Source organism: Brachyspira hyodysenteriae ATCC 27164, from assembly GCF_001676785.2.
Classification (GTDB): domain Bacteria; phylum Spirochaetota; class Brachyspiria; order Brachyspirales; family Brachyspiraceae; genus Brachyspira; species Brachyspira hyodysenteriae.
The window spans coordinates 1,675,170-1,701,579 of record NZ_CP015910.2 but is presented as its reverse complement, the minus strand read 5'-3'; the positions used below and the strand labels follow the sequence as shown (position 1 = coordinate 1,701,579).

Here is a 26,410-nt window from a genome sequence, read left to right as displayed (position 1 = left end):
ATATAATATTTTTTGTTAATTTAAAATACTTAATAAATTATTTGTTTTTATTAAAAAATTACTGACATTTTTTATAGAATATAATAATATAATTGATGTTAAATAGATTGATAAAATTATAATATTTATTATAGCTGCAATTAAAGGTATTTTGATAGCATATAATTAAAAATAAGGTTGTATATGACAAATAAGGTTTTACAATTTATAAATAGAAAAGAATTTTTAGAGTCTAAATATCCAAATGTATCCTGTTATTTAAAAACTTTAATTTTAGATGATGACTCATTTTCAAAAAAAGAAAAGAAAGAGATATTCAATTATTTTTTTTATTTAAGAAAAAAATTAGAATTACCATATTTTACAACATACTATTATGGAAAAACTGATACTATTACAGAAGCTAACTTTTTTAATGATATAATAGATATAATTGTAAATAGTTTAGAATCAGAAATTAAAAATATTTTAGATAAAGACAATATAGATTCACAAGATATTTTTGATTTATTTGATTATATAGTATGCGTTAGTAGACATATAGATAAAAACAAAATCATAGAATATGTAAATAATTCATTATTGGCAATACTAAATATGTTGGAATCTAATCATACTAAAGAGGATGAAAAAAAATACAATCATCTATATATATGATTAAGTATATTGATATAAATATATCTTATATAGAAGATAATTTATATAAAATAATCTATTTCATAGACCAAACAAAAAATATAGGTAATAAATTAGTATTGGAATTATCAAAACAAATAGGATTTCTTCTGAAAAAAGAAGAAAATATCGATAATGTAAATAAAGATATTATATTATTTATATTATCTAATTTTAATAGAAACATTAATAATTATGATATTGACTCTGTTATTTCTATAAAATTAATATTAAATATTTTAGATAAAATAAATGATATAGATTTTGAAATAAAAATATTTTCTTATACTTTTCCAAATTGGTTAAAAGATATTTTATCAAATAATTATTCATATTATTTATTCATTCAATTTATGCTTATAAAAAAAATTCATCAAAAAGGCTGTATTGAAAAATTAGAACCAAAACAAAAAGATTTTTTATTTAAATATATTGCCTTTCATTTGATAAACACAGATTTTAAATTAAAGATAGAAGATGAGGAAATAGATTTATCAAAATTAAAAAAGACCATTTCTAATTATATTATTGACATATTTGAAGTTTACGAAGGAGAAGATAGTTTTCTATATTCTCAAATAATTATAAATTATATAGATTCTCAGGAAAAATATGATAAATGCTCAAAAAAAGTAAAAAAATATAGAATTAGTCTAATACTTTCTAGTGATGATCCAATTTATAATATAAAAGAAGATGATGAAGAAATTAATAATATTTTAAAAGTAAAACAAGAAAATATAGAAAAATTACAAAAGTTAAGGTATAAAATAGAAAAGTATAAAGAAGATAAAGAAAATGAAAAAATAAATTGTATAAAAAAATTTTTCAATTTTGAAGCTATTAAAGAAGATATTGGATTTATATTAAAACAATTTGATAATAAATGTATTATTACTGAAATGGATTTTTATAAATTAAATAATAAATATGAATATTTATCATTTGATGATAAAAATAAGATTATAGATGATAGTTTTAGTATACCTATTTTTAATCCATTTTGTATCTTTTATATATACGAAATATTTAATTTTGATTTTCTCTATCAAGAAGAAGTTGATCTTAATATTGTTTATAAATATTTGATAGATAATTGGAATAATTTTTATATATTGCATTTATATAATTATTTAATAGCAATAAGAAAATATGATTATAATTTTTCTAATGAAGAAAAAGAAATAATAAGAAACTATTTTAAGAATATTAATATACAATTTCCTAAATATATACTTTTACATTTAGAAAAAGTATTTGGATTTGACATTGATTTAAAAAGATTTATTGATGATAAATCTATTATAGAACTATTAAGTTATCCTTATTATTTTATCAAGGAATGTCCTTGTCAAATTCTTATATCAGATCGTATTTCGATAAAATATCCAGTTGGAAGACCTAGTTATGTAGATTTAGAATTTGAAACTTTTAATTTTAATTCAATAATAAAAAAATTAAATATAGATAAATATTATTTATTAGATTTATGTATAAAACATATTGATATAGAAAATGCTATTAATTTTCCATCATATAAATATTATTTTCTTGTATCTACTATTAATTTATATAATTCTGTAGATAATAAAATTAAGTATACAGACAAAATAAAAGAAATAATTTTAGAATATTTTAAAGCTACATTAGATAAATCAAATAATGGTATAACACATATATCAACTTTATTAATAGATAGTGTTATAAAATTAGATTTGATGAATGATTTATTAAAATTAATACTTAATTCTAATTTTATAGGAATATGTCATTATAATATAATTTCACAATGGCAGGATAGTATAATATTTGATAATTTATATAATAAAGATTTATTAGATATAATATATGAAATTAGAGAAAAAATAAGAAAAAAAGAAATAAAAATTACAGAACATAACAATATCAATAATAGTTATAATTTAAAAAAATATTGTGATGAATTAATAAAAAAAATAAATGATATGATGAGTATAAAAGATACAAATGAGCAGTTTAAACTATTAACTGATATTAGTAATGATATTAATATAAAATTAGAAGGAACAGTAAATAAAGAAGTATTATATTATGAACATGATAATATAGCATCATTATTAATTTTTATAGATAAAAATAATGAAATTTTTAAATATTTTTGTAATTTTATAACCAATGATTATAATGTTCAAGAAGAAGCCATAAAAAATTTAGATTACATATTTGATAATATAGAAAAGTATAAAAATTCTTTTATTAAAGTTACATATGTAATAAATCAAATATATGATAAACTTGATAAAAAAATAGAATATCCTGAATGTGGTAGTTATTATCTTGTATTTGAATTAAGAGTTATTATTGAATATATAATAGATAAAATAATTAAAACTGATTATTATTTTGATGAGCAAGTATATGATAATTTATTAAAAGTTACAGAATTAGAGCCTAAAACAGAAGATGAAAAAGAATTTTTAAAAAATTTAGAAAAAAGATTAATATATAAAAAAACTTTGTTGATATCACCGATAAAAATATATAAGGATAAATCTTTATCAATATACTTTATAGAAAATAAACATGGTGATAAAACATCATATGATAATTTAGAAAAACTTCTTCAAAATTTGAATAATAGATTTAATAAAACGGCTAAAATATCAAGAATATTGGAATTTGAACATTTGGTAAAAGATATTGAAAATAGATGTATCACAATGTCGCATCCTTATTTATTTGAAGATGACAATGAAAATCAATATGATATAAAGAATAAACTTTATATTTCTTGTTTTAGTTATAGTATAGGTAATGAAAATGCTTATGCATGGTGGAAGATTTATGGCAGTAAAACAAAATTTAGAATGACTATAGATATTAAAGATTTTATAAAAAGTATTATGTCTATATTGTATAATCATAATGTAGAAATATATTTAGGTTCATTATACTATATGGATAAAGAAAAAATAAAAAGTAAAAATGAAAATGTGTGGGATTTTTTTGATAAAAGGAATGATTTTAAATTTGAAAATGAATTAAGATTAATTATAGAAATTAATAATGAAATAAAAAATACAGATTCTGGCTCAATAAAAATTGAGAATATAAAAGGTCTTCCAATTTTATGTAGTTTTCCAATAAAAGAATTGGATATGTATAAAAATATGTCTACAGATGAAAAAGATATAATTTTTCACCCTTATGACAAAACTTTATTATATAAAGATAAAAAAGCTATGTTAAGTATATTAGAGGAATTAAAAAGTAAAATATAATTATAAATTATATTTAATTACCCTAAAGCCACATCTAAAACCATCATTATAGCGAATCCAAATATAAAACCGAATACGCCGAAATGATTATGTTCTTCAGCAACAGCTTCAGGCACAAGTTCTTCTATAACAACATACATCATAGCACCGGCAGAAAATGCCAAAGCTATTGGAAGTATAACAGTGAGCTTTGTAACAGCCAAAGCACCTATAACAGCAGCAATAGGCTCTACTATTCCTGATATTGCACCAAGTGAAAAAGATTTTAATTTTGACACCCCTGTTGTTTTTAGAGGAAGAGAAACTGCAGCACCTTCAGGGAAATTCTGTAAACCTATGCCAAGTGCTAATGCTAATGCAGCATTGAATGTTACTCCGCTGTCACCAACAGAAAAAGCTCCGAATGTTACGCCTACTGCTAAACCTTCAGGTATATTGTGAAGTGTTATAGCTAAAAATAATAGTATGCTTTTTGATAATTGAACCTTAGCTCCTTCTGTTTCTTCGTTTCCGTTTACTATATGCATATGAGGCATTACTTTATCCAATACCCATATAAAAAATGCTCCTAATAAAAATCCTGCTACTGGTATTAACCAATTAGGAAGATTAGTATTTTCTGATAATTCTATTGATGGTGCAAGTAATGACCAGAAACTAGCCGCAGTCATAACTCCTGCAGCAAATCCGTACATAGTTGCTAATAGTTTAGGTTTTATTTCTGACATAAAGAAAAATACAAGAGCAGATCCCAATGCTGTGAATGCAAAAGTAATACCGCCTCCGAATAATGCCAACGATACAGGTGAATAATTTTCTATCATTTTTATACCTTTTGTTTTTATTTTTTATAGATTGATTATATATATTATGAAAATTAATTTCAATACTTATTGATAATAATTACTAATAATATAATTTATTTTTTTATTATAATATAGATTAATTTTTAATTTTGATTTATTATATTTATATTGCAATAGTTTTTTAATTATGAAATTATATTTTGATTATTAGGAGAATTATTATGAGTAATTATAATGAAGATAAATATTTTGATAAAGATTGTATATTTTGTAAAATTATAAAAGGAGAAATTCCTTCACAGTTTATAAAAGAAAATGAATACTGTGTGGTATTTAAAGATTTAAATCCTAAAGCAAAAGTGCATTTACTTGTTGTTCCTAAACCTCATGTTAAAAATATATTGGAAACAGATGAGTTTATAATGAATAAAGTTCTTGAAACTATAAAAGAAGTTGCAAAAGAACAAGGTTTAGAATCTTTCAGAATAATGAATAATTGTGGGGCAGGAGCTGGCCAGACAGTATTTCATGTTCATTTTCATGTACTTTCAGGCGATAATTTAGAAGAATAATAAAAAATAGATTATAATTGGAGTTAACATAATGATAGACAGTCATTGCCATCTTACATATATATCCAAAAAGAGTAAAGACTTAGAAGAAGTTTTAGAACGTGCTAATAAGGCAGGAATATTTTATTTTGTAGATATAGGAGTTCATCCAAATGATATAGATGAACGTATGTTTATATTATCTGATGCTGAAGGAGTATTTTTCAGTATGGGATATTATCCTGATTATGCCAATGAAAATGATGAAGATACTTTAAAAGCGTTTGAATTAAAAATAAAAAATTTGAATAAAAAAACATTAGAGAAAAAAAATAAATCAATATATGCTGTTGGAGAAATAGGACTTGATTATTATCATAATGATGATAATAAAAATGAGCAAAAAGAATTTTTTAGAGCTTTATGCGAGGCAGCAAAAAATGTTGATTTGCCTATATTGATTCACAGCAGAGATGCTTTCAAAGATACTTTTAAAGTTCTTAGAGATGCAGACTTGCCAAAAAGAGGAATATTTCATTGTTTCAGCGGAAATGTTGAAGATGCAAAAAATGCTTTGGATTTGGGATATATATTATCATTTTCAGGTTCTTCTACATATATGAAAAATGATTTCATAAGAGATGCTGTTAAATATGTACCTAAAGATATGTTTACAATAGAAACAGATGCTCCTTATCTTACTCCTCAAAAGGTTAGAGGCAGAGCTAATGAACCTTCTTTTATTCCTTATACAGTAGAAGTACTAGCAGAGGTTAGGGGAGAAAGCAAAGAAGATATTATGAGAACCGCTTTAGAAAATGCTGTAAGAGTTTTGGAATTACCTGTGGATTTAAATAGAATATAATTAATAATATAAAAGCTCTCAATAATTAATTTTATCGAGAGCTTATTTTTAATAATATTATTTAATAGCTTTAACAACTTCTTTTAATTTGTTTAAGTCATCAGCATTAGGGTGTCCCATAGCATTATCATAATTTGCTAATTTAGCCTGAACAACTTTTTTCTCATCATCGCTTGCAGCTTTTTCAAGCATGTTTTCTAAATTTTTCTTTTGTCCGTCTATCCATTGACCCTGACAAGCATAAGTTCCTATTACAGTATTTGAAGAATCCAAGAAAGTTTTAGCAGGATTAAGCATTTTATCATAATATGCCTGATTATCACCGTATCCAACAGTCATAAATAAGAATACTTTTTTATTTTTTAATGTCTGCATAAACTTTCCAGCAGCTTCATCGCAAGTACCTTTATAGCTTCCTGCACCAACAAATACTATATCTGAATCATTAACTTTATTATTGTCTGCTGCATCAGCTTTTACGCATTGAAGACATTCTCCATTAGCAGCTTCTTTTATAGCTAAAGCCAATTTTTCAGTATTTCCGCTTTTACTTGTATAAACAATAGAATATTTCATTTTTTAACTCCTTTTGTTAGATTATTCTAATTTATTATAACATTTTTTAAAAGTTTAGCAATATACTATATAGTAGTATTTATGTTATTTTTTATATTGATTATTTTTAATACTTGCTATTGTATGTAAAATATGTTATAATATGGAAATTATAAAGTGAAATTTATTATATTATTTAATAGAGTAAATCAAGGAGAAGGCAAATGGAAGTTATCTTAAAAAGAGATTTTATATCATTAGGTTATGAAGGTGATATATGTAAAGTGAAAGACGGCTATGCAAGAAATTACCTTATTCCAAGAAATATAGCAGTAGTAAAAAATGCTGCTAATTTAAGAACTTTAGCTCAAATGCAAAAAAGCTTAGAAAAGAAAAGAGCTAAAAGAAAAATGGAAGCAGAAATATTAAAAGGTAAAATTGTAGATATTACTGTAGTTATACCTATGAAAGTTGCTGAAAACGGCAAATTATATGGTTCAGTAAGTCAGCAAACTATAGTTGATGCTTTAAAAGAAAAAGAAATAGATATAAACAAACGCGATGTTCATATGGAAAAACATATAAAAGAACTAGGCGATTTTGAAGTTGAAATCAAATTATATCATAGCGTTAATGCTAATATCAAAATTAAAGTTGTTAATGTAGATGAAAACGCAGCTGCAGAAGAAGTTAAAGAAGAAAATACTGCTGCAGTTGAAGCTTAATTAAAAAGCTAACATCCAATTAATAGGCATAATATTTAATGAATAATACACCCTGCTCAATAGAGGCTGAAGAGTCTCTATTGGGTGCAATGCTTCAAAACTCTCAGGCTGTATCTGTTGCTATATCCAAAATAAAATCTACCGATTTTTACAGTGAAAGAAATCGTATGCTCTATGAAAGCATTTTAGAAATGCATAATAGAGGTATAGCTATTAATGCAGAAACAACTTTGAGATATCTTAAAGAAAATGGTTTATTTGAAAAAATCATTCAAAATGATGAAGCATATTTGATTCGTATTATAGATGGAACCCCTTTTCATCAGAATGCTAAATATTATGCTGAAATCATTGCAGAAAAGTCATTATTAAGAGATTTAATAACTGTTTCTCAGGATATACAAAAATCAGCTTATGAAGCAAAAGATGCTGAAACTAAGGAAATAGCCGATTTTGCTGAGAAGAAAATTTTTGAAGTTACTCAAAGAAGACTTGATAATGATTTTATTCATATCAGAGATTTACTTTATGAAGCTTTAACTTCTATAGAAAGCAGAAAAAAACATAAAGGTACTGTTACAGGAGTGCCTTCTGGTTTTATAGCACTTGATAAGGTTACACATGGTTTTCAGCCATCAGATTTAATAATATTGGCTGCAAGACCTTCCGTGGGTAAAACAAGTTTTTCATTAAATATAATAGAACATGTCATTACTAATATTGAAACTTCAAATTTTGGTATTGGTTTTTTTTCTCTTGAAATGAGCAGAATGCAGCTTGTAGAAAGATTAATTGCAAGTAAGGCTAGAATAAGTTTATCAAGAATAAGATCCGGAGATTTAGAAAAACAGGAATGGACTAAACTTGGACAAACTTTTAATAGCTTATCTCAGGCAAATTTATTAATAGATGATTCAAGCCAATTAACTATTATGGAAATAAGAGGAAAGGCTAGGCAAATGAAATATAAATTTGCTGAAATTAGTAAAACAACCGGTAAAGAAATAGATTTAAAATTAATAGTTGTTGATTATCTTCAGTTAATTCATTCTGGTTTGAATACAAGAAGAAATGGTACAAGAGAGCAGGAAATAGCTGATATTTCAAGAGGGCTTAAAGCTTTGGCAAAAGAGCTTAATGTTCCTGTTATATCTTTGGCTCAGTTATCAAGAGCAGTTGAACAAAGACAAGATAAGCCTAGACTTTCAGATTTAAGGGAATCTGGATCTATAGAGCAGGATGCTGATATAGTTATGTTTTTGCATAGACAAAAGCCTAATAAAGAAGGTAAAGATGATGAAGTAATAGATGAAAGAACTAATCAAGTTGAAGTTATACTTGCAAAACATAGAAATGGTGCTATACATGATGGTATACCGCTTCATTTTATAGCTGATCAAACAAGATTTGAAAATATTTATAATAATAGCGAGTCTTAATTAAAGGAGTAATTTTATTATGGAATTATTTGATATGAAAATAGAATTACGAAAGGGCGTAAAAAATAAGATAACATATTTTTTAGCAACTTTAGGTGAATTTGCCACTCTTATGATAGAAGTATTTAGATATACATTCAGACCTACATTTTCTTTTAAACTTTTAAAAGAACAGATAATAAGAATGGGTGTTGATTCTTTTGTTGTTGCTGCTGTTACGGTACTTTGTACAGGAATGGTTATGTCATTACAGATAGCCGTAGTTCTTGACAGTGTATTGAAAGGTATATCTCAATTTGTAGGTTCTATGGTTGGTAAAGCTATGGTTAAGGAATTATCTCCTATGCTTCTCGCATTGATATTTGCAGGAAGGGTTGGAAGTTCTGTTACTGCTGAGATTGGTACTATGCAGGTAAGTGAGCAGTTGGATGCTTTAAAAACTTTATATACTAATCCTATAGAATATGTTGCCGTTCCTCGTTTCTGGGCTGCTGTTATATCACTTCCTATGCTTACAGTTTCTGCGGATGTTATAGGGGTTTTGGGAGGTGCTGTTGTTACAGTATTTGTTTTACGAAGCGATCCTATGCATTATTTTGATAGAGCTATTGCCGTTATTAGTGTAGGGGATTTTATAGGAAGTTTGATAAAGTCTACTATATTCGGTGCTGAAGTTATGCTTATATCTTGTTTCTATGGATTTAGAACTTCAGGCGGTGCTGAGGGAGTAGGTAAGGCTACTACTACAAGCGTTGTTTATAGTTTTATGATAATACTTATAACTGACTATATACTTGTTTCTATACTTGGTATGTTTGGAATGTAATTATATAATTCATATACATAAATGAGCAGGCAATATAATTTAATTATTTGTCTGCTCATATTTTTTTAAACATTAGGATAATACTTTTTTAAAGCTTCTCTTGCTTCTTCTCTGTCATCGAAATGTATTGTTTTATCAGGGAATATTTGATAAGTTTCATGTCCTTTTCCGGCTATTATTATTATATCATTTTCTTTAGCTTCTTTTACTGCTTCAAATATTGCTTCTTTTCTGTCAATAATTTTTTTATAATTATTATTTTTGAATCCTTTTTCAATATCATTCATTATCTGATTAATATCTTCAGTTCTTTGATTATCAGTTGTAAGTATAGCTATATCAGCATATTTTTCAGCTATTTCCGCCATTATAGGACGCTTCTTTCTATCTCTGTCGCCTCCGCATCCGAATACTGCTATAACTCTGTTTGGATTTAATTTTTTAGCTTCTACTAAAATATTTTCTAAACTGTCCGGTGTATGTGAATAGTCAACGGCCACTATAAAAGGATGTTTTTCTTTAGTTACTATTTCGAATCTTCCTTCTACCTGTACTTTTCTCATAGCCTTTATTGACTTTTCTATATCCAATTTATTTTCACAAACATAAGCTAAAATTGAAAGCGAGTTTAAAATATTGAATCTTCCAAGCATTGATAATTTTACTTTTGATATAAGTTTTCCTTTAGCATAGAATTCATATTCTGTATTTTTAGAATTTAATGAAATAACTTTTCCATAATAGTCAGCTTTTTCATTAATTCCGTAAGTAACCATTTTTATTCCAAGTTTTTTTATATAATTAGATATTTGTTTAAAATGATCAGTATCTATATTAACTATTGCTAATTTTTTCTTTTTACTGCTTTCTTTTAATAATGAAAATAATTTTAATTTTGCTTTAAGATAATTCTGCATATCTCCATGATAATCAAGATGATCTTCTGTGATATTAGTAAAGATTGCTGTATCATAATTCAAATAATCACATCTGTTCATAGCTAGTGCCTGAGATGATGATTCCATAACTATATGAGATATACCTTTTTTTAATGATTTATCGAATATACTTTCTAAATCAATAGATTCAGGAGTGGTGAGATTAGTTTTTATTTCTGTTTTACCTATCATATTTTTGATAGTGCCTATTAAAGTTGTTTTATTTTTATTTGCTTCAAGTACTGATTTTAATAAATATGTTGTAGTAGTTTTTCCATTAGTTCCTGTTATGCCTATTGTGTTTATTTTTTTTGTAGGCTCATCGAATAATTTTGCTGAGATATATGCTAAACATTCTCTAGGATTTTTCACAGCAACAAAATGTACATCTTTATAATTATCTTGTAATTTTTTTATAAACTCTTTATCAGCAGTATTATCATATATTATAATTGATGCTTTATTATTTATAGCACTTTCTATATATTTATGTCCATCATCTTTTAATCCCTTTATTGCAACGAATAAATAATTTTTCTTTATTAATCTTGAATCGTATGCTGCTCCTTTTATTTCTGTATTCAAACATTCCTTTGTTAATTGACTTTCTTTAGATACTTTGTAATTTTTTATTAATTCTTTAAAATATTTCATGTTTTTTCCTGTTATATTTTATACTTATTAAATAATAACAATATTATAAATTTATGGTAAAAAATTATATATTACTTTGTCATTATATTATAAAAATAAATTACTTGATTTTTCAGCCCAAAAGATATATAACTATAGTATACTAAAAATATTTATGGAAGTAATTTATGAATATATTTATGGTATCCAGCGAAGCATATCCATTTTCTAAAACAGGAGGTTTGGGAGATATTGCCGGAAGTCTGCCTCTGGAATTATCTTCCATTAAAGTAGGCTCTTCTAATGTTAATGCATCTTTGGTAATACCTTTATATAAACAGAATTATAAATTAGTAAGCAAAAAAGATATCATAGCTGAATTTGAAATAGAGCATGGAAAAGAAATAATAAAAACTGAAGTAGCCAGAATAAAGCATCCTGAGAATGATAATGTTAATATCTATTTTATAAAACAGGATAATTTCTTTAAAAGAGACGGATTATATTCTGAAAATGGCATTGATTATTCAGATAATGCCAGCAGATTCATATTCTTTTCAAAGGCAGCTGTTCAATTAATAATTTATTTATATAAAAAAGAAAATTTCAAATTAGATATAGTTCATATTCATGATTGGCAGACAGCTTTGATAGCTCTCTATATAAAAGAAGTTTATAATAATGAAGATGCTTTGAAGAAATTAAAAGTAATGTTTACTATTCATAATTTAGCTTATCAGGGAAATTTTTCTGTGGATATATATACACTTCTTAATGTATCTTGGAAATTTTTTGTGCATAGCAGATTGGAGTTTTATGGAAATGTAAGTTTCATTAAAGCTGGTATTATACTTTCAGATATAGTTACAACAGTAAGTCCTTCTTATTCTAAAGAGATACAGGGAGAAGAATTCGGATGCGGAATGAATAGTCTTCTTGAGGGAATATCTCATAAATTATACGGAGTACTTAATGGAATTCATTATGAATCTTGGAATCCTGCAACTGATAAACTTATAAAAAATAATTATGATATTAATTCAGTAGAAAAGAAAAAACTAATAAGAAATTCTTTATATAAAGAACTAGGCTTTTCAAATAAAAATTATCCTCTTGTAACTATGATATCAAGATTCGATCCTCAGAAAGGACTTGATTTGATATATTCTTCATTCTTTGAAATTTCTACTTATGATGCTAATTTTATTTTTCTATTCAGTAAGAATAATTATTTCAAAGATTTTGAAAATGAATTCACTAAAAGAGCAGGCAGAGCTAAAAATATAAAGATACTATTTACCTTTGATGAATCATTAGCACATAGATTAACAGCAGGAAGCGATATGTATTTAATGCCTAGCCGTTTCGAGCCTTGCGGACTTAATCAGATATATAGTATGAAATATGGAAGTATTCCTATAGTTCATGCAGTAGGCGGACTTAAAGATACAGTTATCAATTACAGCGGAAATAAAAGTGTTAATAAAGCTACAGGATTTGTTTTCGATGAATATTCTGTAAAAAGTTTCGTTGATACTATGGACTTAGCTTTCGATATATATTATAATAAGAAAGATGTTTGGGATAAGCTTATATTTAATGCTATGGGCAAAGATTATTCTCTTCATAAAACCGTTTTGGAATATACTAAACTTTATAAAAAATTATTAAATACCGAAAAGTAATATTGCTTTTATATAAAAATTATTGCTTGAATTTAATATAATTCTATAGCAGAGTTATAAATATTATATTTTTAAAGGAGTTTAAATTATGGCAAAAGATCCAAGTTTTGATATAGTTTCTGAGGTTGATATGCAGGTTATAGATGACTGTGTTAATGTTGCTGTTAAAGAAATAGATAATAGATTCGATTTCAAAGGACAGAATATACAAATTGAATTAAATAAAGGCGAAAAAACAATAACTATATTAGCACCTGCAGATTTTGTTCTTAATCAAGTTAGAGATATTTTATTTCAGAAATTCATTAAAAGAGGCTTAAATCAAAAGTGTTTAAGAGAAAAGAAAAAAGAAAAAGCAGCCGGAGATGCTATAAGAGAGATCAATGAAATAGTTCATGGTATAGATAAAGATTTAGCTAAGCAGATAGTTAAAGATATAAAAGATATGAAATTGAAAGTTCAGGCTAGCATACAAGATGAACAGATCAGAGTTTCAGGAGCTAAAAAAGATGATTTGCAGGCTGTTATTACTATGATTAAAGGAAAAGATTATCCTATACCTTTACAGTTTACAAATTACAGATAATATTTATATAAATGCAAAATTAAAGGGAGCTTTTATAAAGCCCCCTTTTTTATTATATCAATCATATTTTTAATCTTATAAGTCCTATTACTTTACCTACTATAGATATACTTTCTCTTTCTATAGGAGGATAATTATTATTTTCAGATACTAATTTAACACAGTCTTTTTCTCTGAAAAATCTTTTAATAGTTATCTCTTCATTTCCATTATCATCTATTTTGGCAACTACAATATCTCCGTTATCAGCCTCATTTGAAGGATGAACTAATACCATATCTCCTTCTTTGATATGGGCATTTATCATAGAATCTCCGATTACTTTCATAAGAAAATTATTTTCATCTTGTGCTATAGATTTAGGAAGCGAATAAGTTTCTTCTACAGTTTCATCTGCAACATCCATTAAAAGACCTGCTTTAACTTCATTTGCAAGAAGCGGTATTTTTATCATATTATGATTTCCTTTACCTGAAGTGTCTATAGGTACGCTGCCTCTTGCTCTTTTGCCTGTTTTTTTTACATATCCTTTTTTTTCCAATGCTGTCAAATGTGTTGTTACTGCAGTAGGAGAAGCGAAATTGAAATGAACCATGATTTCTTTAACAGTAGGAGGATAGCCGTTTTCATTTGTGAATTTTTGCAGAAAATTAAAAATATCTCTTTGTTTATCTGTCAATTCAGTCATATATTATACCTCTTTATATTAACATACCGTATTTCTTATTATACTATACAAAAATATGATGTCAAGATTTAATATAAAAAAATAGTATTAATTAATAAAAAATAATTCCTTATTAATCAATATAATATAATAACTAAAAAATAATTTTTTATTGTATAAAATTAATATATATTTTTATTTTATAATTGTTTTTTATGCTTATTATTAAATTATCTTTATTAATTATTTTAAATGTATATTATTATATTATAATTTAATATTATACATACATAAAAATAGTTAATATATACTGTATAATTAAAACTTAAAAAATTATAGTTTAATAATTTTAATTTTTTCAATATATAAAGCATATTTTATATATTGAAATTTAATTTATATAATAGTATCATCTATATACTTTTATATAATTCGATATAGGGGCTGATTATGGATAAGGAATATGCTAAACATTTGATGGGAATATACAAAGATAAAGTTCTTCATGAGAGAATGAAAAGAAGGCTTGAATATTTTGAAAGAGTTTTTAAAAGAGATAATGATAAAAGATTATTTGCTGAACTTGCATTTTGTATATGTACTCCTCAAACAAAGGCTAGAAGCGGAGCAGCTGCTATAATTGATTTATATAATAATAATTTGCTTTTCAAAGGAAGTGCTGAAAAAGTAGCTAATATTTTAATAAAGCATGTAAGATTTCATAATATGAAGGCTGAAAATATAGTATTGGCTAGAAAATTATACTTTCCAAATGAAAAGTTTATATTAAAAGATAGAATTAATGAAGCTTTAAAAAATGATACAATGGTAGAATTAAGAAATGAGCTTGCCAAAGAAGTAAAAGGCTACGGACTTAAAGAGGCTAGTCATTTTCTTAGAAATATAGGATTCGGACAAAAGATAGCTATACTTGACAGACATATAATGCGTGTAATGGATAAATTAAGTATTTTGCCTGAAGGTATGACTCCTAAAACAAGCCTTACAAAAAATAATTATCTTCAATGCGAGTCAAACTTAGTGGAATATTCAAAAAGCGAGAAAATACCTATGGAGTATTTAGATTTCGTATTTTGGTACGATGCCACTAATGATATTTTTAAATAATATTATAAATTTTTAGGATATAATATTTTTAATCCTTTCGAATAATGATTGCTTTTCTTCTTTCTGCTGCAATGATTTATAATCTATATTTTCATTATCGCAGAATAGAATTGCTATTTCTATATTATCATTTGCAAGTTCTATTATATTTTTTAATATTAAATTCTTTATCTCATTTGATTTATTATTATTGTATAATGTTATAAGTTCAAATGCACATTTAGTATGATTGTTAACATAATAATAAGCTATTGCTCTGTTATAAATTGCATGTATAAAACTATTATTTAATTCTAAAACTTTATTATAATAAGATATAGAAGTATTATAATCTTTGTTGTCAAATGCTGTATTTGCTAAATTATAAAGGCTATTTATTTGCAAATTATTTTCACTTTCTTTTTTTAGTTTTTTAAACTCCATTACTTGTTTTTTCATTGTATTTAATCTTTTATTGTATTCTCTATTAAATTTACTAATTCTTTTTTTGGAAGTTTTTATTATCCTATTATTTATTATTATTCCTACAAGAGTGAATATTATTATTATTACACTTAAAAATGCAAACCAAAAATTTATAACTCTATTAGATGATTTTATAGTTTCATTTAATGAAGTTTCAAGATTTCTATTATAATTATCAAGTACATTTTTTAATGATGTTTCTAAATCATTAATAGATGAGCTTTTTAATATTATATTATTTGTGGCAGTTTTATTACTTGATATTTGTCTTATTATCATATTTGTGTAATAATCTTCTTTAGCCACTATTATATTATCTAATGATGGGGCATAATTAGTAATTGAATAATTTAAATTTTTTTCTATTTCTCTATTATGAGTGATATATATATTTCTGAATACTAATATTGCAATTATAAATAAAATAGAAAAGTTTAGTATATAATGCTTATGAAGAAAAATTAAGAATCTGCTTATATATTTCTTTTTTGAATGCTCTTTTATTTTATCCATTCCGGCATTTGCTATATTTTGTATTTTACCTTTAAAATCCTGTTCATCTAAATATTTTTGAAATTTATCTATATTTTCTGATGTAAAATTTTTTGCTTTTTCAAAACTTTTTCCCGCAGTATCTTTTATTTTTTGTATATTTTCATCGTTTATATATTCTTTTGCTTTGTTTGCTATATTTTCCTGTAAGTTTTTTATTTTATTATTTTTTTTATGTTTATTATGATATTTTTTTCTTCTTTTGGGATTTACTATTTTTCTATTTTTTCTATTCATAAAAGTATCCTTAAAATATTTTACTATTAAAATGTATTTGATATTAATAATTTATGCAAATGGAATTCAATTTTTTTTATATTTATATTATTATTTTTATATATTAGATATTATGCTATATTGATTTTTTTGTAATTTAATATATTATTCCGCTATGTAATTTTGTAACGGAGATTTTTATGAAGAAGTTTATTTCTTTAGTGATGATTATTTTTAGTTTAAGTACTGCATCATTATTTTCTCAGAATATAGGAGAGCCTACAGGAAATGCATTTTTAGATTATATGCATGGCAGAAGTTTATTTGGGATTAATTTCGGACCTACTTTGTATGCAGGTTTATTTGATATAGGTATTGGAGTACTTGAACCTACATTTCAGGAAACTATTAATAATATGACTCAAGGTCAGGCTAATAATTATATTGACACTAAACTTAAACATTATGCTTTTGGATTAGGTTTCAGCTATGATTTTGCTCCTGTTGATTTTATGACTGTAGGTCTTGATATAGGATTTTCAGTTGGTGAAATAAAGATGGATAAATATAATATTAGTTTTACTACAGTACCATGGTCTTTGAATGTTAAATTTTTCTTTTGGAGAAATGCCCCATTCGGATTTTTCTTATCTCCTAGATTCGGAGGTACAGCACTTTCTATAAGCGGAAGTGCATTGAAAGAAGGAGGACTTTCGGATATATATTCACATGGCGGATTTTATATGTCGCTTGAACTTGGATGGAGAATACAGTTATTCCCTAAAACAGGTGCTAATTGGCCTGTACAGGTTGGTATAGATATTTCATTATTTGATATAGGTTACTATGTTGCTCCTTGGACTTCTTCATTATTTGAAATATCTCACCTTTCAAGCTTTAAGCAATATGAACCTTTTGCTAATATAAGAGCTTTATTTCTTCCTAGAATTGGTATTACATTGAGATTCTAACTAATATCTATCATATTTTTTTTACCTGTATATATTTTTGTATATGCAGGTTTTTTTATACCGAAAATTATTCTATAAAAGATAAGGTTTTTTTATGAGAATTAATATTTTAAATGAAAATGTTATATTTGAAAATGAAAATTTATATCCTGCTTTTCCTAGCATTATTAAACTCGATAATAACAGATGTATGATAAGTTTCAGAACAGCTCCAAAAATAAAAAGGCATTATTCTCATCTGCATTCATTAAGTAAAGCTATGCTTGCAATTGTAAATATAAAGAATAATAGAGTAGAGAAAGTATTTGAATTTGGTGAATATGATGAAGCAGCAAAACAGGATGCACAGCTTTTTAGAATAGATGAAAAAACTATAATGGCATACTATTTCAGATATACATTTCACCCTATTAATGAAAAAGAATTATTCAAAGATTATACTTTTATAGAATATGATAATACAATAGCTCTTTTAAGCGGAATAGGAGTATGTATAAGCTATGATAATGGAAAGACTTTTTCAAAACCTTATGTCATAGAAGCTAATAATATGAAGCATTTTGCTGTTAGAGGAAGTATATGCAAAATTAATGATGAAATATTTCTTCCTACATATGCTTATAAAAAAAATATCAATAAAAATAACTGCAAATATCAATGTCATATAATATCCTCTAAAGATTTAATTAATTGGAAGTTAAAAAGTTTTTTATGCGAAACAGAGTTTAAAAAGATAAACGGAAAAAAATCAAAAATAGAATATGTTGAGCCTTCTTTGCTTAATTATAAAAATAATATAATAGCATTTATAAGAACTCATGTTAATAATGAATACGGAATTACTTCTATAAGCTACTCAAATGATAAAGGCAAAACTTTTTCAAAACCTTTGTTTACAGATATTAAAGGATATCCTCTTAATACTTTGATTTTAAATAATGGAAAATTAGTTCTTACTTATGGATACAGATTAAAACCTTATGGAGTGAGAGCTATTGTTTTAGACAATATAGATGATATATTTGATATAAATAAAATTAATTATAAAGCAAACAATGAAGAAATTATAATAGATTCTGATATGAAAAGCACAGACTGCGGATATCCTTGGTGTATTGAAAATGATGGTATAATATCATGCGTATATTACGGATATAAAGAGAAGAATAAAATTAGAAAAATATATATGAAAAGGTTTACATTAATTTAAAAATATTGTATAAAGTAAATATAACTATATAATAATGAATATTAATAGCGATTTTACAGGAGGTATTATTTATGGATGATAAAGATATTATGGATCCCAATGTTTATCAAATAAAAGAAAATGATTGGAAAGTAGAAGAAAACGGCAATATTATTATTTATAAACTTCTAGCATACAAATTATCATCTTGGAGTGAGGATACATATTTAATTGTTAAAGTTAATAAAGAAAATAATACTAAAGAAATAATAATAGATTGGAATAGTAAAGACTTTGTATTTGCTGAACATAAAGCATTTTTCAGATTTGATGATGATTTGCCTGATAATTTGGATTGCAAAGCAAGTGAAAATAGATTAAGTTCTATAGTTTTAAAATCTGATTATGTTTATGATAATCTTCTTGATTGTAATATGCTTATAATAAGGGCTTCACTTGAAAAGAGTAAAACTACTAGAATGTTTGATGTTTCAAAATTTAAAGAGATAGTAAAAAAATAAATTATAAAATTTAAACTATAAAAAATGGTATTAGGTTTAAAAACTTAATACCATTTTTATTTTATATATTTATTAATTATTATTAAAATTCTTTAATTTTTTCTTTATTTAAAGTTTTTATCAATGCTTTTGCTATTTCTACAGAAGCAATTATATCATCATAAGAAGCATAACAGTAATGACTATGAGCATATCTTGTTGCAACACCCAATACTACGCTTGGAGAACCTAAATTAGTTCTATGATAAACAGCTCCGTTAGTAGAACCTTTTTCACGAACTATAACTTGATGAGCCAAACTATTTTTTTTAGCTACTTCTATTGTGTATTTATTTAATCTAGGATTTGTTATCATACCTCCGTCAATAACTCTAAGCTGAGAACCTCTTCCTATAGCACCATGAGCTCTATCTCCATAGTAGAAAGTATCATCAGCAGGAGATCCTTCAAATACTATTACTAAATCAGGTTTTACTTTATTGGCAGCAACAGCAGCACCTCTAGTACCAACTTCCTCCTGAGCTGTCATCATTCCCACTAAATTAACATCTAATTTTTCATCTTTTAAAGCTTTTAAAGTTTCTATTACGCATAAAGCACCAACTCTGTTATCTATTGCTTTTGCACATATACTTTTAGTTCTGTCATCATATCTGAAATCAACATCAGGAACTATAGGGTCTCCTATTTGTATGCCGAATACTTCTTCAGTTTCTTTTTTGCTTCTAGTGCCTACATCAATATACATATCTTGCAAAGTAGGTAAGCGTCTTTTATCTTCATCTGTCATAAAGTGAGGAGGTTTTGAGCCTATAACTCCTTTAACATATTCTCCTGAAGAAGATTTTATTACAACAGAATTTGATACTATATTTGGTATATGCCATCCTCCCAAAGGTATAAAAGATATAGTACCATTATCATTTATATGTTCTGCCATAAATCCTATTTCATCTATATGACAATCCAATGCTACTATAGGTTTAGAACTGTCTATTTTTTGAAGCCCTAAATATAAATTGTTTATTGAATCTCTTTCATTATCTATAAATGAAGTATTCTTTTTTATAACTTCTATAACATCATCTTCAAAACCTGAAGGTCCGAATGCATTAGTTAAATCTTTCATTAAATTTAAAATATCATTCATAAAAAATCCTTATATAAAATTAAATTTTAATTGCAAATATAATAAATTATTTGTATAAAATATCAATTATTAAAGTATAAATATTATTTTTTGTTATAATTATATAGTATATTCAAGATATATTAGAGTAAATTTTTATGCTTCTTAAGATTAAAAATGTATCTTGACAATTATATAAAATACTATAATAATTATAATATTATTTAGTAATAAATGCGATTAAAATAATACGAGGCAATAATCATGTTTAAATCATATAAAACAATATTTGTAAGCTTTTTATTTATGCTGTTAAGTCAGACTTCATATGCTGAAATTGGAGGATTTGAGATAATAGCAAATGTACCTATAGGAGCAGGCATAACTTTATATAATCCGGCTTCAAAAGAGTTTAAAAGTTCCGGAAATTTTCAAATAGGTATAGAAGCTGATATAGGATATATGTTTAATATAAAAGAGAATATGGGTTTTAGTTTGCTTGGTTCTTTGGGATATGGCTTTACGGGATTTAATTATTCAAAAGGCAGTGACATGAATTTTAAAAGTTCTGTACATGATCTTTATATAGGATTTTATCCTAAATTTAATATACAAGGTTTTTCTATAGGTATTAATACAGGAGTAAAATTTGATGTTGGTTCTTATTCTGTACTAAAATATTATGATTCAGAATCAAAATTAGAAAATAAAATTCAGCCTAGAACATATATAAAAGGTACTTTTGATTATTCTATTTTCTTTAATGAAACTATGGCTTTGAATATAGGGCTTTATATTGGTTATGATTGGGGATTCAAATGGGATAAGGTTATAGAATCTTCAGGCATTTCATCAGGCGACAGTTATGGAAATTTAGATATAGGACTTCAACTAGGGTATAGATTCGGACCTAAATTTAGTAAATATATATTTTGATTAAAATATAAATAAAAAAGGCATATATTATCAAGTATATGCCTTTTTTATATAATTTAATTTATAAAACTATTAAATCTGTAGGAGTATCATTTATAGAAACTCCTCCGTTTTTAGTTACTATTGCCATATTTTCTATTCTCACACCGCCTAAATTAGGTACATATATACCAGGCTCAACTGTAACTACGCATCCGCCTTCTAAAGTATGATCAACAAGAGGAGAAAGTCTAGGAGATTCATGTATTTCAAGTCCTACACTATGTCCCAATCCATGTCCAAAATATTGACCGTATCCGTTATTTTTTATTATTTCTCTTGCAGCATTATCTACTTCTTTTCCTGAAACTCCTGAATGTATTGCTTCTATGCCTTTATGATGTGCTTCTTTTACTATATTATATATTTTAGTCATTTCTTCGAAATTATTTCCTTTGCCGAAGAAAAAAGTTCTTGTTATATCACTTTTATATCCGTCTCTTGATAATCCGAAGTCCATAAGTATATTGTCGCCTAATTTTAATTTTCTTTCAGAAGGGACTCCATGAGGAAGAGAAGTTCTTTCTCCGAAAAGCAAAATTGTATCGAATGCTGTTTTATCTCCGCCTTCCTTACGCATTTGATATTCCAATTCTGCTGCTAATTCTTGTTCTGTTACTCCCTCTTTTACAAAAGCAAGCATTTTAGTCATTGCTTTTTCTGCTCTGTTTAGATTATCTTTTATTATTTTTATTTCTTCTTTTTCTTTTATATTTCTTATAGTATCTACATCTACCTTGCTTATTCCTATTTTTATTGAATTATTAACCATTGAAGCAACTATATTTTCATAGTCAGAAAGATAAAGTCCGTTTTTGGCTGTGTATATTTCTTTAATATTATTTTCTTTACAGAATTCAGCTAAAGCGTCATGATAAGTTCCTGCTACAAGTATAACAGTAGTTTTATGAGTAACTTTGGAAGCATGCTCACAGTATCTTGAATCTACAAATAAATATTTTTTGCCTTTACTTATAAGAAGCCAACCCGCACTTCCTTTAAATCCTGTCAGATAGAATATATTTTCATTTTTAGTGATAAGAAGATTTTGATTTGTTAATTTTAATAATCTTTCTAATCTTGCATCATAATTAAATTTTTTATTTTCTCCGCTTTCAGTTAAAGTTAATTTACACATTTTCAAACTCCGTAATATATTTAATTATTATTTCTTTTCTCTATTGATAATAAATGGGCTAAGGCTAATATATAACTATTATCACCAAATCCTGTAATAACGCCCAATGCTATATCTGATAAATAGCTTTTATTTCTAAAATCTTCTCTTGCATAAATATTACTCATATGAACTTCTATAAATGGTATATTAGTTGCCAAAAAAGCATCTCTTATAGCTATAGATGTATGAGCATAAGCACCAGCATTTATTATTATATAATCTATACTTTCATCATAAGCTCTATGTATTCTGTCTATAATAGCACCTTCATGATTTGATTGAAAGAATGATACTTTTGCACTGCCCAATGCCGCTTCTTTAATTTTATTTTCAATATCACCTAATGTAATATTTCCAAAGATTTTAGTCTGAGCAACACCGAACATATTTGTATTAGGGCCGTTTATAACTAATATATTCATAATATATGACAGAAACCTTTATTTATAGAATTTTTGCTAAATAATATAATATACCTATTGAAAAAAAAATCAAATATTGATTTTGTGTTATGTTAATTCATTTTAAATTATTGGAATATGTAAATGGTATTATCGCTAAAATAATCAAAATTTATTCAATATCTATAAAAGCATATTTATTATTTTTGTCTTCAATATTTTTTTCTATTATAGCAAGAAGATTATTTTTATTATCTGTTAATGCCATATATTTATTATTTACTTTTATTTTTTCTATTGTTTTAGTATTTCCGCATAATATCTGCCTTATATCTGAGGCATCTTCTATTATTGTTTTATCAAAATTTTTAAACATATAAAAGAATGATAATATTTTATTTTTATTTATATCTTCAATATTACAAGACATATCAATATTATAATTTCCTATAGAAACTCTCTTTAATTCTTTTGTATAGGCTAGATTTCCTGTAATTTCTCCTATATCTCTTATTATTGACCTTATATATGTGCCTTTGCTTACTGAGGTTTTTATTTTGAAATATGGATAATCATATTCTAATAATTCTATTTTTTCTATACAAACATCAACATCTTTCAATTCAAAACTTTTATTATCTCTAGCTAAATCATAAGCTCTTTTTCCATTTATTTTTTGGCACTATATATTGGAGGCTTTTGTTTTATATTACCTTTGAAATTTGTTTTTATAATATTTTCTAATTCTTCAAAACTTAATTTATTATTATTATTTGAAGTTTTAATTGTATTGCCTTCTATGTCATCAGTATCTCTGCTTTCTCCAAATATTCCTGATGCTATATATTCTTTATTAAAATCATCAAATAAGAAAAATAATTTAGTATATCTTCCGAAAGCCAATATTAATACGCCGTCAGCAAATGGATCTAATGTACCGGCATGTCCAACTCTTTTTTCTAGTATATTTTCTTTTTGCTTTAATATTATCTTTGTCTGTTTTATGGCATCAAAAGAAGTTATGCCTACAGGTTTATTTAAAATACAAAATCCTTTCACTATGATTTAATTATCCTCTTATTATCTGAAGTGAGTTGAAGTATATATTCAAAATATTTTCTGATATATTAGAAAGATTACTGTATTTCTTTGAAAACAAATCATTTCCTATTGATTTAACTAAGTCGTCTATAGTTTCTATATTATGCTTCAAAGTTCCAAGCTGCTGCTGAGATAAATGAAGAAGATGAATATTGCTTCTGTCGAATTCTGATATAGTATTTTTTACAGCAGCATCAAGAAGATAATATACTACTATTAATTTTTCTTCCTCTTCAGGTGAAAGTGTAGTATTAGAGCCTGCGTATATTTTTGAGAGTTCTCCTATTCTATATGCTATTTTATATATTGAGTTTAAATTATCAAAAAACCAATTAACATTATTTCTTTTTCTTAAATCTGAAAGTACATATTTTATATCATGCAGTATAGAATATCCTGCACTTTCATCTTCTCCGCTAGATATATAATAATGGGATCTTATAAGTATATCCTGCAAAGAGTCAAAATCTGCTTTCCATTGAGGATCTTCTGTATTTGAATTATAGTATTGTTTTTTAAAATCATTCCATATAACTATAAATTTTTCTATAGCTTCTTTTCTATTTGGATTATTAACATCTCTAATTATTAATAATGTGTCCATATATGCTTTATCTAAAGATGCCATATCCTCTAGAAAATTATCTTCTTTTTTCTTACATGATAAAATTATAATGGCTGCCAACAATAATATAAATATCTTTATATTCAATATAAAATCTCCGTATACTTATTTTACAATTCTTAATATAATAAAGTTAAAATAATTAATATTATAAAGGGATAATTTATTATAATTTATGGAAAAAAACAAGCTGTATTTCATTATTATTTTATTATTATTTTATTTAATTGCATGTTCAAGAAATAATATGCAAAAAGGTAATTTCTATTCAAAAGTTTATACTGATGTAAGTTTTGAAGCGAGCAGGACAAAGGCAATAGATTCTATATACTATTATATAGCTAAGGAAACTTCATCAATAATAAATAGAACAGATTTTAATATAGTAGCAGTATCTTTAAAGGATAATAATTTGATAGATTTTGATAATAAAGATATAGCTAATATAAAAGAATATAAAGAAGATGATAATTTCTATGTTGAGATAAAGGTAAAAGACAGTAGCGTATATAACAGAACTATAGAAATATTACAAAGATTAAAGAAAGAGGGAAGTGTAGAGGATAAATTTTTCAGGGCTAATGCTTCAATACAAATGCCTGATTCAGGAAATCTCAGTGCTTATACAAAACAGATGCTTACTCAAAATGCTTTAAAAAGAGCTTATGAATCATTATTTAGAGTATTGAGAAGCAATGATATAGATGTTAACAGAGCAGTAAAATTGACAAATGAAGCTTATATATTGGAAGAAAGCTATAGTTCTAATGAATATAATGTGGTTGTTGAAACTACTTTAGAGTGATGCTGCAATTATAATACATCATAATAGATTATCATAATATAGTTGACATAATTTTTTACTATTGCTTTTTTTAAACTATCCGAAAATTATACAGATATTATGTAAACAATGGGGTAGTTTAATGATTAAAGCTGTAATACTTGGTTTTGTTCAGGCTATAACAGAATTTCTGCCGGTTTCAAGTTCCGGTCATTTAAGAATAACAGAATATTTTCTAAATTTTCATGCAGAAAACATATTATCATTTGAAGTTGCACTTCATTTCGGTACATTCTTAGCTACATGCTTAATATTCCGTAAAGATATAATAAATGCCATTGTGGGATTCTTTTCAGGACTTAAAGATGTTAAATATGCAAGCAAAAATAGCGAAGGCTTTAGAATATCTTTAATGGTGATAATAGCTTCTATACCTGTTGCTATAGTAGGCTTATTATTAGAACAATATTTAAGTAATTTGGATTTACAAAGAATAGGACTTAATCTTATTATCACAGGTTCTATACTTCTTCTCACTAGAAAATTAGATAAAAATACTTACAGCAATGATTTAAAAGATGTATTTACTATGACTTATAGAAATGCATTTATAATAGGATTAGCACAGTCAATAGCAATATTTCCGGGTATATCAAGATCTGGTATGACTATAAGTGCTGCTTTATTTTTAGGATTAAATAGAGATTTGGCAGGAAGATTTTCTTTCCTAATATCATTGCCTGCCATATTCGGTGCTTTATTATTATCAATAAAAGATATTGCTGATTTCAATATTACTTATGCTTTAGTAGGATTTTTTACAGCATTTGTATTTGGTATTATAGCATTGAAATTCCTTCTTTCATTTTTGAAGAAAGGAAAACTTTTCTATTTCGGATTTTATTGTCTTATAGCCGGAATGGCAGTTTTCTTCTACTTTTTGCAGGTATGATTTTTTAGGT

At 25.4% G+C, this 26,410-nt stretch carries 25 protein-coding genes and 1 pseudogene; 16 read left to right on the top strand and 10 right to left on the bottom strand.

Annotated elements, in window-relative coordinates:
• Nucleotides 1-183: 183 nt before the first annotated feature.
• Together BHYOB78_RS07370 and BHYOB78_RS07365 are read left to right on the top strand one after the other, a co-directional pair.
• Nucleotides 184-657, top strand: coding sequence for a hypothetical protein (locus BHYOB78_RS07370; protein ID WP_020063682.1), 474 nt, complete (start codon nt 184-186; stop codon nt 655-657).
• Entirely contained in the window at nt 654-3,935 is a 3,282-nt protein-coding gene (locus BHYOB78_RS07365; protein ID WP_020063681.1) for a hypothetical protein, read from the top strand. Before BHYOB78_RS07370 ends, BHYOB78_RS07365 begins: the two co-directional genes overlap by 4 nt.
• Before the next feature lie 17 nt (nt 3,936-3,952).
• Here the strand turns inward: BHYOB78_RS07365 and BHYOB78_RS07360 are convergent, their stop codons facing one another.
• Complete coding sequence (locus BHYOB78_RS07360; RefSeq protein WP_012670183.1) at nt 3,953-4,759, bottom strand: ZIP family metal transporter; 807 nt, start codon at nt 4,757-4,759, stop codon at nt 3,953-3,955.
• A gap of 203 nt (nt 4,760-4,962) precedes the next feature.
• On the opposite strand from BHYOB78_RS07360, the gene BHYOB78_RS07355 reads away from it, so the two are divergent.
• Nucleotides 4,963-5,313, top strand: a complete 351-nt coding sequence (locus BHYOB78_RS07355; RefSeq protein WP_012670182.1) for a histidine triad nucleotide-binding protein — start codon at nt 4,963-4,965, stop codon at nt 5,311-5,313.
• 31 nt (nt 5,314-5,344) lie between these two features.
• Nucleotides 5,345-6,157, top strand: coding sequence for a TatD family hydrolase (locus tag BHYOB78_RS07350; protein WP_020063680.1), 813 nt, complete (start codon nt 5,345-5,347; stop codon nt 6,155-6,157).
• A 57-nt stretch (nt 6,158-6,214) separates the two neighbouring features.
• On the opposite strand, the gene BHYOB78_RS07345 is transcribed toward BHYOB78_RS07350, so the two are convergent.
• Nucleotides 6,215-6,733 carry a flavodoxin family protein gene (locus tag BHYOB78_RS07345; protein ID WP_012670180.1) on the bottom strand — a complete coding sequence of 173 codons (519 nt, stop codon included), beginning with the start codon at nt 6,731-6,733 and terminating at the stop codon, nt 6,215-6,217.
• A gap of 203 nt (nt 6,734-6,936) precedes the next feature.
• Here BHYOB78_RS07345 and rplI point away from each other — a divergent pair, with 203 nt between their 5' ends.
• From rplI to BHYOB78_RS07330, 3 genes are read left to right on the top strand one after another with little or no spacing between them, the layout of a single operon-like run.
• The gene (gene rplI / locus BHYOB78_RS07340) at nt 6,937-7,437 is read left to right on the top strand and encodes a 50S ribosomal protein L9 (RefSeq protein WP_012670179.1); all 501 of its coding nucleotides are present in this window, start codon (nt 6,937-6,939) and stop codon (nt 7,435-7,437) included.
• Between the two features lie 38 nt (nt 7,438-7,475).
• Nucleotides 7,476-8,876 carry a replicative DNA helicase gene (gene dnaB / locus BHYOB78_RS07335; protein ID WP_020063679.1) on the top strand — a complete coding sequence of 467 codons (1,401 nt, stop codon included), beginning with the start codon at nt 7,476-7,478 and terminating at the stop codon, nt 8,874-8,876.
• Nucleotides 8,877-8,895: 19 nt separating this feature from the next.
• Nucleotides 8,896-9,702, top strand: coding sequence for an MlaE family ABC transporter permease (locus BHYOB78_RS07330; RefSeq protein ID WP_012670177.1), 807 nt, complete (start codon nt 8,896-8,898; stop codon nt 9,700-9,702).
• A gap of 65 nt (nt 9,703-9,767) precedes the next feature.
• Here the strand turns inward: BHYOB78_RS07330 and BHYOB78_RS07325 are convergent, their stop codons facing one another.
• Nucleotides 9,768-11,294: a UDP-N-acetylmuramoyl-L-alanyl-D-glutamate--2,6-diaminopimelate ligase gene (locus tag BHYOB78_RS07325; protein WP_028331261.1), complete on the bottom strand. Its 1,527-nt coding sequence runs from the start codon at nt 11,292-11,294 to the stop codon at nt 9,768-9,770.
• 167 nt (nt 11,295-11,461) lie between these two features.
• Here BHYOB78_RS07325 and BHYOB78_RS07320 point away from each other — a divergent pair, with 167 nt between their 5' ends.
• Nucleotides 11,462-12,958 carry a glycogen synthase gene (locus BHYOB78_RS07320; RefSeq protein ID WP_020063678.1) on the top strand — a complete coding sequence of 499 codons (1,497 nt, stop codon included), beginning with the start codon at nt 11,462-11,464 and terminating at the stop codon, nt 12,956-12,958.
• A gap of 88 nt (nt 12,959-13,046) precedes the next feature.
• Entirely contained in the window at nt 13,047-13,544 is a 498-nt protein-coding gene (locus BHYOB78_RS07315) for a YajQ family cyclic di-GMP-binding protein (protein WP_012670174.1), read from the top strand.
• A 61-nt stretch (nt 13,545-13,605) separates the two neighbouring features.
• On the opposite strand, the gene lexA is transcribed toward BHYOB78_RS07315, so the two are convergent.
• A complete protein-coding gene (gene lexA / locus BHYOB78_RS07310) occupies nt 13,606-14,232 on the bottom strand; it encodes a transcriptional repressor LexA (RefSeq protein WP_020063677.1) in 627 nt (208 codons plus the stop codon).
• Nucleotides 14,233-14,661: 429 nt separating this feature from the next.
• Here lexA and BHYOB78_RS07305 point away from each other — a divergent pair, with 429 nt between their 5' ends.
• Nucleotides 14,662-15,339: an N-glycosylase/DNA lyase gene (locus BHYOB78_RS07305; protein ID WP_012670172.1), complete on the top strand. Its 678-nt coding sequence runs from the start codon at nt 14,662-14,664 to the stop codon at nt 15,337-15,339.
• Nucleotides 15,340-15,351: 12 nt separating this feature from the next.
• On the opposite strand, the gene BHYOB78_RS07300 is transcribed toward BHYOB78_RS07305, so the two are convergent.
• Entirely contained in the window at nt 15,352-16,593 is a 1,242-nt protein-coding gene (locus BHYOB78_RS07300; RefSeq protein ID WP_020063676.1) for a tetratricopeptide repeat protein, read from the bottom strand.
• Nucleotides 16,594-16,772: 179 nt separating this feature from the next.
• Between BHYOB78_RS07300 and BHYOB78_RS07295 the strand changes: the two genes are divergently transcribed.
• From BHYOB78_RS07295 to BHYOB78_RS07285, 3 genes are all read left to right on the top strand, one after another.
• Nucleotides 16,773-17,543, top strand: a complete 771-nt coding sequence (locus BHYOB78_RS07295) for a hypothetical protein (RefSeq protein ID WP_020063675.1) — start codon at nt 16,773-16,775, stop codon at nt 17,541-17,543.
• A gap of 94 nt (nt 17,544-17,637) precedes the next feature.
• Nucleotides 17,638-18,753 carry a sialidase family protein gene (locus tag BHYOB78_RS07290; RefSeq protein ID WP_020063674.1) on the top strand — a complete coding sequence of 372 codons (1,116 nt, stop codon included), beginning with the start codon at nt 17,638-17,640 and terminating at the stop codon, nt 18,751-18,753.
• Between the two features lie 71 nt (nt 18,754-18,824).
• Nucleotides 18,825-19,253 (top strand): hypothetical protein, encoded by a 429-nt coding sequence (locus BHYOB78_RS07285; RefSeq protein ID WP_020063673.1) that lies wholly within the window; start codon nt 18,825-18,827, stop codon nt 19,251-19,253.
• An 82-nt stretch (nt 19,254-19,335) separates the two neighbouring features.
• On the opposite strand, the gene BHYOB78_RS07280 is transcribed toward BHYOB78_RS07285, so the two are convergent.
• Nucleotides 19,336-20,403 carry a M42 family metallopeptidase gene (locus BHYOB78_RS07280; RefSeq protein WP_020063672.1) on the bottom strand — a complete coding sequence of 356 codons (1,068 nt, stop codon included), beginning with the start codon at nt 20,401-20,403 and terminating at the stop codon, nt 19,336-19,338.
• A 243-nt stretch (nt 20,404-20,646) separates the two neighbouring features.
• On the opposite strand from BHYOB78_RS07280, the gene BHYOB78_RS07275 reads away from it, so the two are divergent.
• Nucleotides 20,647-21,318, top strand: a complete 672-nt coding sequence (locus tag BHYOB78_RS07275; protein WP_012670166.1) for a hypothetical protein — start codon at nt 20,647-20,649, stop codon at nt 21,316-21,318.
• 61 nt (nt 21,319-21,379) lie between these two features.
• Here BHYOB78_RS07275 and BHYOB78_RS07270 read toward each other — a convergent pair whose 3' ends face one another.
• The 4 genes and pseudogenes from BHYOB78_RS07270 to BHYOB78_RS07255 all read right to left on the bottom strand — a co-directional run bounded on the left by BHYOB78_RS07270 (nt 21,380) and on the right by BHYOB78_RS07255 (nt 24,751).
• Complete coding sequence (locus BHYOB78_RS07270; protein ID WP_020063671.1) at nt 21,380-22,495, bottom strand: M24 family metallopeptidase; 1,116 nt, start codon at nt 22,493-22,495, stop codon at nt 21,380-21,382.
• A 20-nt stretch (nt 22,496-22,515) separates the two neighbouring features.
• Complete coding sequence (aroQ, locus tag BHYOB78_RS07265) at nt 22,516-22,959, bottom strand: type II 3-dehydroquinate dehydratase (protein ID WP_012670164.1); 444 nt, start codon at nt 22,957-22,959, stop codon at nt 22,516-22,518.
• A 151-nt stretch (nt 22,960-23,110) separates the two neighbouring features.
• Nucleotides 23,111-23,997: pseudogene (truB, locus tag BHYOB78_RS07260) on the bottom strand (tRNA pseudouridine(55) synthase TruB).
• 10 nt (nt 23,998-24,007) lie between these two features.
• Nucleotides 24,008-24,751: a hypothetical protein gene (locus BHYOB78_RS07255; RefSeq protein WP_020063669.1), complete on the bottom strand. Its 744-nt coding sequence runs from the start codon at nt 24,749-24,751 to the stop codon at nt 24,008-24,010.
• An 88-nt stretch (nt 24,752-24,839) separates the two neighbouring features.
• Here BHYOB78_RS07255 and BHYOB78_RS07250 point away from each other — a divergent pair, with 88 nt between their 5' ends.
• Both BHYOB78_RS07250 and uppP read left to right on the top strand, forming a co-directional pair.
• The gene (locus BHYOB78_RS07250) at nt 24,840-25,469 is read left to right on the top strand and encodes a hypothetical protein (protein ID WP_020063668.1); all 630 of its coding nucleotides are present in this window, start codon (nt 24,840-24,842) and stop codon (nt 25,467-25,469) included.
• Nucleotides 25,470-25,590: 121 nt separating this feature from the next.
• A complete protein-coding gene (gene uppP / locus BHYOB78_RS07245) occupies nt 25,591-26,400 on the top strand; it encodes an undecaprenyl-diphosphatase UppP (RefSeq protein WP_012670160.1) in 810 nt (269 codons plus the stop codon).
• Nucleotides 26,401-26,410 lie beyond the last annotated feature (10 nt).